Raw genomic sequence first — 14,283 nt, 5'->3', positions numbered from 1 at the left:
GGTGAGTCCCCTGCATGGGCTACGGATTACTTGATATCCAGGACTTCGTTGAATTCCGTGATGTTGTTGATCTCGGTGCCCATCGCGATGTTGGTCACGCGCTCCAGGATCACTTCCACCACGACCGGCACGCTGTACTGCGCCATCAGTTCACGGGCACGTTCGAATGCCGGGATGATGTCGTCCGGGTTGTGCACACGGATCGCCTTGCAACCCAGGCCTTCGACCACGGCGACGTGGTCCACACCGTAGCCGTTGACTTCCGGCGAGTTGATGTTTTCGAACGCCAGCTGGACGCAGAAGTCCATGTCGAAGCCGCGCTGCGATTGACGGATCAGGCCCAGGTACGAGTTGTTGACCAGGACGTGGATGTAAGGCAGCTTGAATTGCGCGCCCACGGCCAGTTCTTCGATCAGGAACTGGAAGTCGTAGTCACCGGAAATCGCGACGATGTCCGATTTCGGGTCGGCGGTACGGACACCCAGCGCAGCAGGGATGGTCCAACCCAGAGGGCCGGCCTGGCCGCAGTTGATCCAGTTGCGTGGCTCATACACGTGCAGGAATTGCGCGGCGGCGATTTGCGACAGGCCGATGGCGGACACGTAGCGGGTGTTGCGGCCGAAGTACTTGTTCATTTCTTCGTACACGCGCAGTGGCTTCACTGGCACCTGGTCGTAGTCGGTCTTGCGCAGCATGGTGCGCTTGCGTTCCTGGCACTGGTGTACCCAGCCGGTGCGGTCTTTCAGCTTGCCGGCGGCTTTCCATTCTTTCGCCACTTCGACGAACAGTTCCAGCGCGAAGCCGGCGTCGGACACGATGCCCAGGTCCGGACCGAACACGCGGCCGATCTGGGTTGGCTCGATGTCGACGTGGACGAATTTACGGCCTTCGGTGAACACTTCGACCGAGCCGGTGTGGCGGTTGGCCCAACGGTTACCGATACCGCAGATGAAGTCGGAAGCCAGCACGGTGGCGTTGCCGTAGCGGTGCGAGGTTTGCAGGCCGGCCATGCCCGCCATCAGCGGGTGGTCGTCAGGAATGGTGCCCCAGCCCATCAGGGTTGGAATCACTGGCACGTTGACGATTTCAGCGAATTCCTGCAGCAGCGCGGAAGCGTTGGCGTTGATGATGCCGCCGCCGGCGTTGATCAGTGGACGGTCGGCGTCGTTCAGCATTTCCAGCGCTTTTTCAATCTGTGCGCGGGAGGCTTTTGGTTTGTACACTTCCATCGGGGTGTAGGTGTCCGGATCGAATTCGATCTCGGCTTGCATCACGTCGAATGGCAAGTCGATCAGGACCGGACCTGGACGGCCGGAGCGCATCAGGTGGAAAGCTTGCTGGAAAACGCGTGGCACTTGCGCTGGTTCCAGCACGGTGGTGGCCCACTTGGTCACTGGCTTGGCGATGGCGGCGATGTCGACTGCCTGGAAGTCTTCCTTGTGCAGGCGGGCGCGCGGCGCCTGGCCGGTAATGCACAGGATAGGAATCGAGTCGGCTTGTGCGGAGTACAGGCCGGTGATCATGTCGGTGCCGGCAGGACCGGAAGTGCCGATGCAGACGCCGATGTTGCCTGGAGCGGCGCGGGTGTAGCCTTCAGCCATGTGGGAAGCGCCTTCAACGTGGCGGCCCAGCACGTGCTTGATGGTACCGTTACGCTTCAGTGCGGCGTACAGTGGGTTGATTGCTGCGCCTGGTACGCCGAATGCAACGTTGATGCCTTCTTTCTGCATCACGTGGACGGCTGCGTCAGCTGCCTTCATCTTTGCCATTTTTGTTCTCCTGAGTGTTTGTTGGTTTGTGAACCTGTTGCGGATGTTTTGTATGCTATAGGCGTTGTCTTCGCTTGATAAGACCACAAACAATCGGTTTATTCGATACTCCAAGTATGGAATAATGTTGACATGGATAAATTCAAACAAATCGAAGCCTTTGTGGCGGTGGTCGAAAAAGGATCTTTGGCGGCAGCCGCATTAGTGCAAAACATTACGCCGGTGATGCTGGGACGCCGCATTGATGCGTTGGAGAAACGCCTCGGCGTCAAGCTGATGCACCGCACCACGCGCCATCTGACCCTCACCGAACAGGGCAATGTGTTCCTCGACGATTGCCGCAAACTGCTGTCGGATTTCGACGTGGCCGAGCGCAATATCGCGGAAGGGCGGCACAAGGCGACCGGCCACCTGATCGTGTCCGCGCCGGCGTCGTTCGGGCGCCAGCATGTTGCACCGCACGCACCGGCCTTCCTGAAAAAGAATCCGGATGTCCAACTGTCGTTCAACCTGACCGACCAGGTGATCGACCTGGTGCGGCAGGGCTACGACCTGGGGATCCGCATCGGCGGCGTGATCGATCCCAGCTTCGTGGCGGTCCGGCTGGCCAAGAACCGGCGTGTGGTGTGCGGCACACCGGATTACTTTGACCGCATGGGCATCCCCCGCACCCTCGATGACCTGGCGCACCATAATTGCCTGGCGTTTAATTTGCAGGGCGGGCAGCAGCGCGGCTGGTACTTCCAGCAGGGCGGCAAACCAGTTACTACTAAAGTGCAAGGTAACTTGGATTGCAATGACGGCGAACTGCTGCACCGCTGGGCGTGCGAGGGGCTGGGACTGGCGTGGCGCTCGACGTGGGAAATCCAGTCGCAACTGGCCGAGGGCAGCCTGATCACGGTGCTGGACGACTTTGCGCTGCCCGATTACGACATCATGGCGGTTTATCTACAACAAAGACACTTGCCTGCCAAGATACGTTTCTTTATAGACGAGTTAAAGCAGGTATACGCGCAACCGGGGTATTGGACTCGCAACAAATGAAGCAAAATTACTGTGTGCATATAAGGGTTCTATGTACACTTAAATAAAGGCCGGCTATCAATGCACGGCCACTCATAAAATATCGGGAGTGCTCCAATGGCCTTGCTGCGCCGTCTGTCCATCAGGAACAAACTTATGCTCGCCATGGGTTTGTGCTTGTTACTCTTCATTTTTATTTCCTCGTCGCTCAGCGTCTACATGACCAGCGAGAACGCGCGGGTGCGCGTGGTCGAGCAGGAATTGCCGGCGCAGATCGGTGAAATCCGTAACGACATCCTGCGGCAGATTAACCAGCCGCTGTCGGTGTCGCTGACCCTGGCCAACGATACGTTCCTGCATGACTGGGAAGAGGCCGGGTTGCCGGACGAAGGCGTCGACGCCTGGAAAAAATATGCCAAGCAGTTGAAGGCGAAAAACAATGCGGCCACCGTGTTCTGGGTCTCGCATGCAACGGGCAAGTATTTCACCGACGCCGGCTATGACCGCACGCTGTCGAAAGACAAGGCCAGCGACCAGTGGTTCTATGGCTTCGTGAACGGCAACGCGCCGTACACCCTGGACATCGACAAGGATGTCAGCGCCGACAAATACATGTTGTTCATTAATACCCGCGTGCAGACCGCCAGCGGCAAGCTGGCGGTGGCCGGCCTGGGCCTGGGCGTGAACACGCTGGCCGACACCATCCGTGGCTACAAGCTGGGCAAATCCGGTTCGGTGGCGCTGGTGCGCCCGAATGGCGCCTTCCTTGTGCACCGCAATCCGGCGCTGGTCGACGGCAAGCATTTCCTCAAGGATATGCCTGGTTTCAGCGCCGACCTGTCGAAAGAATTACTGGGTGGCCAGAAATTTGCCCAAGGCCGCTATAAAGGTGATGGCGGCCCGCAATTCGTGGCGTCGTCGTTCATTCCCGAACTGAATGCCTATGTGGTGGCCGAAGTGCCGGAATCCGAAGTGCTGGGCAATATCGGCCGCTCGGCCATGATTTCCGCGCTGGTGGGGGCGGTGATCGGCGGCGGGATCGGCATGGCGGCGATCTTCTTTGTCGCCAGCGCGATTGCCGCGCCGGTGTCCCACGCGGCGGAAATGCTGACGGAAATCGCCAGTGGCGAGGGAGACTTAAGCCGCCGCATGCCGGTGGAATCGGAAGATGAAGTCGGTGCGCTGGCGCACGCCTTCAACAAGTTCGTGTCGTCGCTGAACACCACCATGCTGCAGGTGCGCGACAGCACGACCATGATTTCCACCGCATCGGCTGAAATCGCCTCCGGCAATTTCGACTTGTCCGCACGGACAGAACATCAGGCATCCAACCTCGAGGAAACCGCGGCGGCGATGGAAGAACTGACGTCCACCGTCAAGCAGAATTCCGCCAATGCCGAAGAAGCCAACAAGCTGGTGTCGGCGACCACCAATGCCGCTGTCAAAGGCGGCCAGGTGGTGGCCAGTGTGGTGGACATGATGGGCCAGATTACCGCCAGTTCGCAAAAGATGTCGGACATCATTGGTGTGATCGATGGCATCGCGTTCCAGACCAATATCCTGGCGCTGAATGCCGCCGTGGAAGCGGCGCGCGCCGGCGAACAGGGCCGGGGCTTTGCCGTGGTGGCGTCCGAAGTGCGTTCGCTGGCGCAGCGTTCCGCCGCCGCCGCCAAGGAAATCAAGGAATTGATCGTGGACTCGGTCGGCAAGGTGGAGGCGGGCGGCAAGATGGTCGATACGGCGGGTGACGCCATGAGCGATATCGTGAAATCCGTGCAGCACGTGGCGACCTTGATGGCGGAAATTACCACCGCCAGCCATGAGCAAAGCGACGGCATTGGCCAGGTCAATTTGTCGATCACGCAGATGGACGACGCGACTCAGCAAAATGCCGCGCTGGTGGAGGAAGCGGCGGCGGCGGCGCAGTCGCTGCAGGAACAGGCGGCGCAGCTGGAGCAGGTGATCGGGACGTTCAAGCTCGATACCAGCGGCAGCGGCAGCGGCGGCAGGTCCGGACGGACCGCGCTGGCGTTGCGCTGATTGTTGCATGGGGCGCGGCGCACCTTCGCCGCTGCACCCCATGCCCGGCGTCACACAACCATCAACTTCACCTGCTTCAATTCCACACTATTCGGCCCGGCAGACACCGTAAAACTGCCCGGCTCCACCACGCGCCGCATCTCCGCGTTGTAGAACTGTAATTCCCGCACGCCGATGTCGAACGTGACCGTGCGCGTCTCGCCGGGGGCCAGCGTGATGCGCTGGAAGCCTTTCAATTCCAGCACCGGACGCGTAACGGAACTGATGTCGTCGCGGATATACAGCTGCACCACTTCGTCGCCCGCCACCTTGCCGGTATTGGTCACGTTCACGGATACCCGCGTGGCGCCGTTGCGTGCGATCGACGCCGACGACAGTGTTGGCGCGGAAAACGCGAACGTGGTGTAGCTGAGGCCAAAGCCGAACGGGTACAACGGTTTGGTGCCGCCATCGATATAGCCGCGCCGCGCGGATGGCTTGTGGTTGTAAAACATCGGCAACTGGCCCACGTTGCGGGCAATCGTGACCGGCAGTTTGCCGCCCGGGTTGGCCCGGCCGAACAGCAGGTCGGCCGCGGCGTGGCCGGTTTCCTGGCCCAGGTACCAGCCTTCGATCAGCGCATCGGCCCGTTCCGCCAGCAGGTTGACGGACAAGGGACGGCCATTGAGCAGAAACACCACGGTGGGTTTGCCGAGATCGAAAATCGCTTGCGCCAGCGCGTTTTGCTGGCCCATCAAATCGAGCGACTGGCGGTCGCCCAGGTGCTGGTCGGCCCAGGCTTCGCGGCTGGTTTGTTCGTTATCGCCCAGGACCATGATGATGGTGTCCGCGCTTTTCGCCGCTGCCACGGCTTCGGCGATGAGTTTCGCGTTGATTTCAGGCGGCGTGAATGTGATTTCATCCTTACCCCAGATGCGTTCTTCCGTGATGCGCACGCCTTCCGCATACGCGAACGGGAAGCCCTGCCGTTCACTCTCCGCCTTGATCCCTTCATAAATCGACACCACATGGCGCGGCACGTCCGAATAGCCGCCGATCGGGCAATCCCTGGCGTGGGTGCCCAGCAACAGCACCTTGCCAACCTTGCGGCCATCGAGCGGCAGCACGCCCTTGTCGTTTTTCAGCAGCACGGCGGCACGCACGGCGGCTTCGCGCGCCAGCGCCACCGCATCCGGCGCCGCCGTCATTTGTTCCGCCTGGGGGGCATCGACATATGGTTGCTCGAACAGGCCGGAATCAAATTTCAACTCCAGGATGCGCGCCACCACCGCATCGATTTCCGCCATCGCGATGCGCTTGTCTTTGACCAGTTGCGGCAACAGCTTGTAGCCAAAGGCATCCGGCGTTTCGATATCGACCCCGGCTTTGACCGCAAGCACCGCGGCATCCTGCGGCGTGTCGGCCAGGCGGTGGCGCGTGATGAGTTCCTGTACGCCCAGGTAATCCGACACGGTCACACCCTTGAAGCCCCATTCGTCGCGCAGCACTGTCTTCAACAGCCAGCGGTGCGCATGGGATGGCAAGCCGCCAATCTCGTTATAGGACGGCATCACCGCCGCCACGTGGGTTTCCTTGATGATGCGCTCGAATGGCGGCAGGAATTCTTCGCGCAAGGTGCGCTCAGTGACTTCGGCCGGGCCGATATTGGTGCCGCTTTCCGGTTGCCCATGGCCAGTCAGGTGTTTCAGGGTGGTGTACACCTTGTCTTTCCCCAGCTTGCGCTGTTCGCCCTGGAAGCCCAGCACGGCAGCCTTGCCGATCTCCGCGCAAACGTGCGCATCTTCGCCAAAGGTTTCTTCAATGCGGCCCCAGCGCGGTTCGCGCGCCACGTCGACCACCGGCGCCAGCGCCAGGTTGGCGCCGCGCGCCCGCATTTCGCGGGCCGCCACGCTGAACACCTTGCGGACCAGCGCCGTGTCGAAGGTGGAGGCCAGGGCGATGGCTTGCGGGAAGCTGGTCGCATCCCTGGCCGCATAGCCATGCAGCGATTCTTCATGCAGGAACAGGGGAATGCCAAGGCGCGTTTGTTCCATCGCCCATTTTTGCGCGGCATTCGCATAGTCGGCGGTTTCGCGCGCGCTGCGGTTGGGACGTGACCCATCGTCGCCGGCGCCGCCAGCGGTGTCTGGTGTCGCGCCGCCCTGGTGGTCGGATGGCCGGGCGAGCATGCCCAGCCCGTGTGGATAGGCTTGTGACGCTTTGTGCGGCGAGAAATCGCCGCGCTGGTCTTCAATGGCGCGTTTTTCGTTCCAGACGCACAGCATTTGCGCGGTTTTTTCTTCCAGGGTCATGCGGCCCAGTAAATCCTTCACGCGCGCCGCGACGGGGGCGTTGGGGTCTTTGTACAGGGGGCGGACCGCCGTTGCGGCGAATGCGCCGGAGGCGGGCAGGGAAGCGAAACCGGCCAGGGCCGTGGTGGCAGTCAGGAACTGCCGGCGGTTATTCATCATCGGGTAGCTGAGTGTGAGTGTTGGAAGGGTGTTGCAAGAAAAAGCGTTGCAGGCGCGTCAGCGCTTGCCGGTACGGGTGCTGACGTCGATCCAGACCGCCAGGGTCAGGATGCCGCCCTTGACGATCATTTGCCAGTAAGTGTCGACGTCCAGCATCGACATGCCGTTATCGAGGCTGGCCATCACCAGTGCGCCGATCAGCGCGCCATGCACGGTGCCGGCGCCGCCCCGCATCGATGTGCCGCCAATGAAACAGGCGGCAATCGCATCGAGTTCGCCGGACGTGCCGGCCGATGGCGACCCGGCTGCCAGTCGCGCCGTGTTGACCAGGCCGGCCAGCGCGCACATCAAACCCATGATGCCGAAGATCCACAGCTTGACGGCTTTGACATTGATGCCGGACAGGCGGGTCGCCTCCATATTGCTGCCCACCGCGTAAACGCGGCGGCCAAACACGGTTTGCGTGGTGATGTAAGTGAAGATGCCCAGCAGCGCCAGTAGCAGCAGTACCGGTAAAGGAATACCTTCGTACGCGTTCAGGGTCGAGACAAACGCCGCCAGCACGGCGCCAACCGCCGCCAGTTTTACCGCGTCGCGCCACATCGGCGCCACCGTCAAGGCATGGGCCGCGCGGTTGCGGCGCTGTTGCCAGGTCAGTAGCGCCGCAACCGCCAGCAGCACCACGCCCAGCGCCACGCCCCACTGTGGCGATAAATATCCCTGGCCGATGGCCACCATGTTGTCCGACACCGGCGCGATGGTCAGCCCGCCTGTCACGCCCAGCACGATGCCCCGATACGCCAGCATACCGCCCAGGCCGACAATAAAGGAGGGAATGCCGAGGTAGGCGGTCAGGTAGCCATTGCACAGGCCGATGACGAGGCCGAGCACCAGCACCGCCAATAAATTGACCGGGAGCGGCAAGTGGTGCGTGACGTCGAGTACGGCGGCCACGCCGCCCAGTAAACCCAGCAGGGAACCGACCGACAAATCGATTTCGCCGGCAATGATCACCAGCGACATGCCGCATGCGACTATGCCGGTAATCGCCATTTGCCGCATCAGGTTCGACATGTTGCGCGGGGTGATAAAACCACCGTCGGTCTTGTAGCTGAAGTAGGCCCAGATCAGCCCGATGGCGATCAGCAGGGCCAGCATTTTGTATTGGGTGAAGAGTTTTTTCATCGGTCTACATTCATGGCCGCGGCCAGTATGGTTTCCTGCGTGAGGCCCTCGTTGATAAAGTCGCCGCGCAGGCGGCCTTCGGCCACCACCAGGACACGGTCCGACACGCCCAGCACTTCCTGCATTTCCGACGACACCATGATGATGGCCACGCCCTGGCTGGCCAGGTCTTGCATCAGCTGGTAAATCTCGTACTTGGCGCCCACGTCCACGCCCCGCGTCGGTTCATCGAGAATCAGCACGGCCGGCCGCGTCAGCAGCATCTTCGACAGCACGGCTTTTTGCTGGTTGCCGCCGGACAGGCCCGTGATGGGCAAGTAGGGGCTGGCCGTCTTCAGCCGCGTGCTGGCAATCTGCTGCCCGATGGTTTTCAGCTCGGCTTCCTGGTCGATCCGTGTGGCACGGGTAAATTGCCCCAGCACGGACAGCGTGATGTTCTGCCCCACCGACAGGTCCGGTACGATGCCATGCTGCTTGCGGTCTTCCGGCACCATGGCCAGCCCGGCGCGAATGGCTTTCAAAGGCGTGCCGGTATCGATGCGCCGGCCCTCCAGCCACACTTCCGCTTCATACGGCCCGTCATAGGCGCCAAAGAGCGCCGATACCAGCTCCGTGCGGCCCGCGCCCACCAGCCCGGCGATGGCGACGATTTCACCCCGGCGCACCGCAAATGAAATATCGTCGACCCGCTTGCGCCGCGGGTTGTCGCGGTCAATGCAGGTGACATGACGCGCCTCGAACACGGTCTCGCCCGGCGTATGAAGGCGGGGCGGGTACAGCTGGTTCATATCGCGCCCCACCATTTGCGCAATGATGCGCTCCACGCTCATGTCCGCCATCGGCGTGGTGGCGATGTGCCTGCCATCGCGGATCACGACAATGGTGTCGCACACGGCCGCCACTTCATCGAGCTTGTGCGAGATGTAGACGCAGGTGACGCCCTTGGCTTTCAGCGAGCGCATGATATCGAGCAGGACGCGGATTTCACTGGCGCTCAGCGACGACGACGGTTCGTCGAGGATCAGCAGCCGCGCATTCTTGTTGAGCGCGCGCGCGATTTCAAACAGTTGCCGGTGACCGCCGCCAAATTGGCTGACGGGCAGCACCACGTTGACATCGTTGATATTCAACTCCGCCAGCAATGCCTGCGCGCGCCGGTTCATGGCCGCGTAATCCATGCGGCCGCCGGGCAAGGTGAGTTCGTGGCCGAGGAACAGGTTTTCCGCCACGGACAATTCCGGCACCAGCATCAATTCCTGGTGGATGATGACGATGCCGGCCTGTTCCGTGTCGCGGATGGTTTTCGCACGCAGCGGCTTGCCGTCCCACAGGATTTCCCCTTCATACGTCCCATGCGGATAGACCCCGGACAGCACTTTCATCAACGTGGACTTGCCGGCGCCGTTTTCGCCGCACAGGCCGGCGCATTCACCGGCCTGAAGCTTGATATCGATGCCGTCCAGCGCACGGACACCGTCGAATTGCTTGACGATGCCCTTCATTTCCAACAAGTAGCCGGACATGTTCAGTGGGCGGAAAGCTGGGCTTTGGTATAAAAGCCGTCCTGCACCAGCAGGTCGACATTGGCCTTGGTCAGCGGCACCGGTTTCAGCAGCACGCTGTCGACCTTCTTGAAGCCGTTATCCAGTTGCGCGTTGTACGCCGGTTTTTCATTGCGCACCAGTTGCACCGAGATTTTTGCCGCTTCGGCGGCAATGACTTTCAGGGGTTTATAGACCGTCATGGCCTGCGTGCCCGCGATCACGCGCTTGACCGCCGCGAGGTCGGCATCTTGTCCCGATACGGCGACTTTGCCGGCGAGTTTTTGCGCGGTCAGCGCCTGGATCGCGCCGCCCGCCGTGCCGTCGTTGGACGCCACCACGGCATCGATCTTGTTGCCGTTGGCCGTCAGCGCGTTTTCCACGATGGCCAGCGCTTCCGCGGGACTCCAGTCCTTGACCCACTGCTTGCCGACGATTTTAATGTCACCTTTGTCGATCAGCGGCTGCAGCACTTTCATTTGGCCTTCGCGCAGGACCTTGGCATTGTTGTCGGTCGGGGCGCCGCCCAGCAGGTAGTAATTACCCTTCGGTTTCAGCTGGGTGATGGCGGCCGCCTGCAGTTCGCCGACTTTGGCGTTATCGAACGAGATGTAGGCGTCGATATCGGCATTGAGGATCAGGCGGTCATACGACACCACCTTGATTTTGGCTTTCCTGGCTTCGCGGATCGCGTTATTGAGCACGGTGGCGTTGTACGGCACGATCACCAGCACATCGACGCCGCGTGAAATCAGGTTTTCGATTTGCGCAATCTGGCGCTGTTCACTGGCGTCCGCCGACTGCACATAGACTTTCGCGCCCAGTTTTTCCGCTTCCGCCGTGAAGAAATCACGGTCGCGCACCCAGCGCTCGACGCGCAAATCATCGATGGAAAAACCGATTTTCGGGTTTTTTGCGTCCGCCAGCGCGGGACCGGCGGCGGCCAGTGTCAGGGCAGCGGCGAGCGCGGCTGCTTTCATGATTGCATTCATCTTCAGTCTCCTTATTTTTTTCTACCATTAAATTAATAGCGCTACCATTTTTAGTCAATCATTTCCTTTCTAATGAAATGATTGCGCTAGACATTTCATGTTAAAAGTGTTGACTTCAGATTTCGGCAGATCTACACTTTAGTGGTTGCGCTAACATAATTTCAGGAGACAGCATGGCCAAGCAAGGCGTAGAACAAGGAACCCAGCCGCGTATGCGGCGCCAGGTGGTGGTGGGTTTGACGGTGATGGCGATGTCGATTGCGCAAGCCTATGCGCAGTCCACACCGCAATCCACACCGCAAGACGTGCAATCGATCCAGGTGACAGGCTTCCGCAGCAGCCTGATTTCATCCGCGAAAGACAAGAAGGAATCGCTGGGCTTCCAGGATTCCATCAATGCCGAAGACCTGGGCAAATTCCCCGACAAGAACATCGCGGAATCGTTGAGCCGCATCCCCGGCGTGCAAGTATCGCGCGACGTGACGGGCGAGGGCATGAACATCCAGATCCGTGGCCTGGGATCGAGCTTCACGAAAATCCTGCTGAACAATTCGCAGATCGCGGTGGCGTCGTCCGGCCCGATCGATGGCCAGAACAGTAACCGCGAAGTCGACCTGGACTTACTGCCGACGGATTTGTTCACCAAACTGACCGTCAGCAAGAGCCCGACGGCGGATATGCTCGAAGGGGGCGCGGCCGGCGTCGTGAACTTGCGCAGCGCGCGCCCGTTCGACAAGGAGGGCACGAATCTCGCCGTCAGTTTCACAGGCACCCGCGCGAACATCGCTGACAAGACTGGCGGCCGCGGCTCGGTGCTGGCCAGCAAAACGTTTGGCGACACCTTCGGCATCCTGGGCGGCATTGCATTCTCGCACCAGGAAGCGCGCACGGTGGGCTTTGAGACCGTGGGCTGGACCAACCCGAACCTGTCGGCCGCGCAAAATACCTCGCCGACCCGCAACAACACGGGGGGCGGCAACTGGAGCATCCCCGCCACCGTGCCGGCCAATGCCGGCAACGGCCTGGTGCCTGGGACAGTGATCGACCAGGCTTTCCTGCTGGCGCACAATCCGGGCCTGACGATCCAGCAAATCGACAATGCGATTTTGCCGCGCCTGGCCCGCACCATGGATTACTACGGCACGCGCGACAAGATTTCCGCCATCGTCAGCACGGAATACCGGCCGACCAAGGACTTGCACTTCTACCTGGACACCATGTACAGCAAGAAGGATGACGACATGAAGCGCATCGCCTATACCTGGGCGGTGCGCAACAATGCCGCCATTCCGCTGAACATGACGGTGGACCGCGGCGATTGCGCCAGCGGTTGCGTGGTCACGGGCGGCACCTACGCGAATGCGCGCAACTTTATCGAATACGGTCCGCGCCGCGACAAGGTCGACTTGTTTGGCGTGAACCCCGGCATGGAATGGCAACTGACGCCGACCCTGAAACTCGATGCGCAGGCCAACTTCAACCGCAGCCGTTTCAGCCACGAAGCGCCGACCGTGATGCCGATCACGGCGGAAAATGGCGGCAATACCGTCACTTACACGATGGATGGGGGCGTGCCCGGCGTGGTGTCGAGCCTGGATTTGAACAACCCGGCGTCCTATGTCTGGGCCGGCGGCCGCCTCAACATCCAGAACGAATTGCGTGAAACCCGCACCAAGGGTTTTCATACGGACCTGACGTGGGGCGACAAGGCCTTTAACGTCAAGGGCGGCTTCGCCTACGATGACATCAACCGCCGTATCCGCGCCCAGGATAATTCCGGCGCATGGCAAGCCGCCGTGTGCGGCAACAATCCGAGCGTGTTCCTGCTGGGCCCCAACGGCGGCCCGGCCTGCGACGGCGCCAGCACCCCGGGCGCCAGCGCCGCCGCGCTGTATCCGGGCTATGGCACCGGCTACACGGCAGGCGCCACCACGCCGCTGACCTATGGCGGATCACTGGTGCCGGCATCCAAGCTGCAAAGCTACATCGTCGCCGGTCCGCACGGCATGCCAGTGATCGATTGGGAACGTTTCCGCAAGGATGCCAATTACGACGCCTACAACAGTTCCGCGCCGTACACGGCATCGTCATCGACCGGCGCCAGCTCGGGCTTCATCGGCGAACGCACCACCGGTACTTACCTGGAAGCCAGCGGTGACGCCAAGGTGCTGGGTTACGGGCTGCGCTATAACGGCGGCGTGCGCTATGTGCGCACCCGGCAGTCGGTGGGTTCGTACAATTCGCTGACCGATCCGCGCAATGCGAACCTGACGCTCAACGGCAGCAAGTATCCGAACGTGGACCAGTGGGTGTACCAGGAAACCAATTACAGCAACGTGCTGCCGTCGGCCACCGTGGCGCTGAACCTGCGCAGCGATATCGTGGCGCGTGGCGCCGTCTCTCGCACGATGACGCGCGTCGATCCGAATGCGCTGCGTCCGGGCATCAACTTCTCCGGTGTATCGGCGGACGTGGGCTCGGTGGGCAATGCCGGCTTGAAGCCCTACATTTCCGACAACATCGACCTGGGCCTGGACTGGTACACGGGGCGCGAAGGGTACATCAGCGTGACGGCCTTCCAGAAGAAAGTCGATGGCTTCACGGTCAATGAAAACATCACGACGCCGTTTTCCGCACTGGCTGCTTTTGGCGTCACATACGGCAGCCTGACGCCGCTGCAGCAAGCCGCCATCAATTCGCGTGGCGGTCCGGATGCGGCGACGGTGGTGCTGACCCGTCCGCGCAATGCCGACGGCACCTTGCGCATCCGCGGCCTGGAACTGGGCTGGGTGCAGCCGCTCGATAAATTACTGCCATGGCGCGGTTTCGGCTTTAATGAAACCATCACCTTCATCAACCAGCAAGCCAGCGGTGAAGGTTCGACCGGTTTCGTGGCGCTGGGCGTGCCGAAGCGCACCAACAACCTGGGCGTGTATTACGAAAACCACGGCTACATGGCGCGCCTGTCGCACACGTTCTCGAAGGGCAGCCAGGTGGCGCCGGGCAACCAGAACGGCATCCCGAATGCCGCGCTGTACTCGGACGATTACAAGCAGCTCGATTTCTCGTCCAATGTGGACCTGGAAAAGGTGCTGGACCGCGATGGCTGGCCGACGGTGACGTTTGACATCGTGAACTTGAACAATGGCTCGCGCCGCACGTACTTCCAGTTCCCGAACGCGACGTTCTCGAAGTATTCGCCGGGCCGTACTTTCTCGGTGGGGGTGCGCAAGACGTTTTAAGTGCAGTATGATTGCCGATTCTTGATACATTGGATATCAAA

The 14,283-nt window shown here is 61.0% G+C and carries 8 protein-coding genes; 3 read left to right on the top strand and 5 right to left on the bottom strand.

Annotated elements, in window-relative coordinates; translation table 11 throughout:
- Window positions 1–26: 26 nt before the first annotated feature.
- A complete protein-coding gene (gene gcl, locus AC1RRC_RS27855; RefSeq protein ID WP_493058879.1) occupies window positions 27–1,769 on the bottom strand; it encodes a glyoxylate carboligase in 1,743 nt (580 codons plus the stop codon).
- Window positions 1,770–1,901: 132 nt separating this feature from the next.
- On the opposite strand from gcl, the gene AC1RRC_RS27850 reads away from it, so the two are divergent.
- Together AC1RRC_RS27850 and AC1RRC_RS27845 are read left to right on the top strand one after the other, a co-directional pair.
- Window positions 1,902–2,813, top strand: coding sequence for a LysR family transcriptional regulator (locus AC1RRC_RS27850; RefSeq protein WP_493058877.1), 912 nt, complete (start codon window positions 1,902–1,904; stop codon window positions 2,811–2,813).
- Between the two features lie 96 nt (window positions 2,814–2,909).
- On the top strand, window positions 2,910–4,832 hold the full coding sequence (locus tag AC1RRC_RS27845) for a methyl-accepting chemotaxis protein (RefSeq protein ID WP_493058874.1): 1,923 nt from the start codon (window positions 2,910–2,912) through the stop codon (window positions 4,830–4,832).
- 50 nt (window positions 4,833–4,882) lie between these two features.
- Here the strand turns inward: AC1RRC_RS27845 and AC1RRC_RS27840 are convergent, their stop codons facing one another.
- The 4 genes from AC1RRC_RS27840 to xylF are packed head-to-tail and all read right to left on the bottom strand — an operon-like array spanning window position 4,883 to window position 11,000.
- Entirely contained in the window at window positions 4,883–7,282 is a 2,400-nt protein-coding gene (locus AC1RRC_RS27840) for a glycoside hydrolase family 3 N-terminal domain-containing protein (RefSeq protein WP_493058873.1), read from the bottom strand.
- Window positions 7,283–7,339: 57 nt separating this feature from the next.
- Window positions 7,340–8,467, bottom strand: coding sequence for a sugar ABC transporter permease (locus AC1RRC_RS27835; protein ID WP_493058872.1), 1,128 nt, complete (start codon window positions 8,465–8,467; stop codon window positions 7,340–7,342).
- Window positions 8,464–9,990, bottom strand: a complete 1,527-nt coding sequence (gene xylG, locus AC1RRC_RS27830; RefSeq protein WP_493058870.1) for a D-xylose ABC transporter ATP-binding protein — start codon at window positions 9,988–9,990, stop codon at window positions 8,464–8,466. The genes AC1RRC_RS27835 and xylG overlap by 4 nt, the downstream gene beginning before the upstream one ends.
- 2 nt (window positions 9,991–9,992) lie before the next feature.
- Window positions 9,993–11,000 carry a D-xylose ABC transporter substrate-binding protein gene (xylF, locus tag AC1RRC_RS27825; RefSeq protein ID WP_493058869.1) on the bottom strand — a complete coding sequence of 336 codons (1,008 nt, stop codon included), beginning with the start codon at window positions 10,998–11,000 and terminating at the stop codon, window positions 9,993–9,995.
- 173 nt (window positions 11,001–11,173) lie between these two features.
- Between xylF and AC1RRC_RS27820 the strand changes: the two genes are divergently transcribed.
- On the top strand, window positions 11,174–14,242 hold the full coding sequence (locus AC1RRC_RS27820; protein WP_493058867.1) for a TonB-dependent receptor: 3,069 nt from the start codon (window positions 11,174–11,176) through the stop codon (window positions 14,240–14,242).
- Window positions 14,243–14,283: the final 41 nt, after the last annotated feature.

The organism is Pseudoduganella sp. GW821-FHT12E03, from assembly GCF_058807115.1.
The sequence above is the reverse complement of the archived record's forward strand: the minus strand, read 5'-3'. Positions and strand labels throughout refer to the sequence as shown.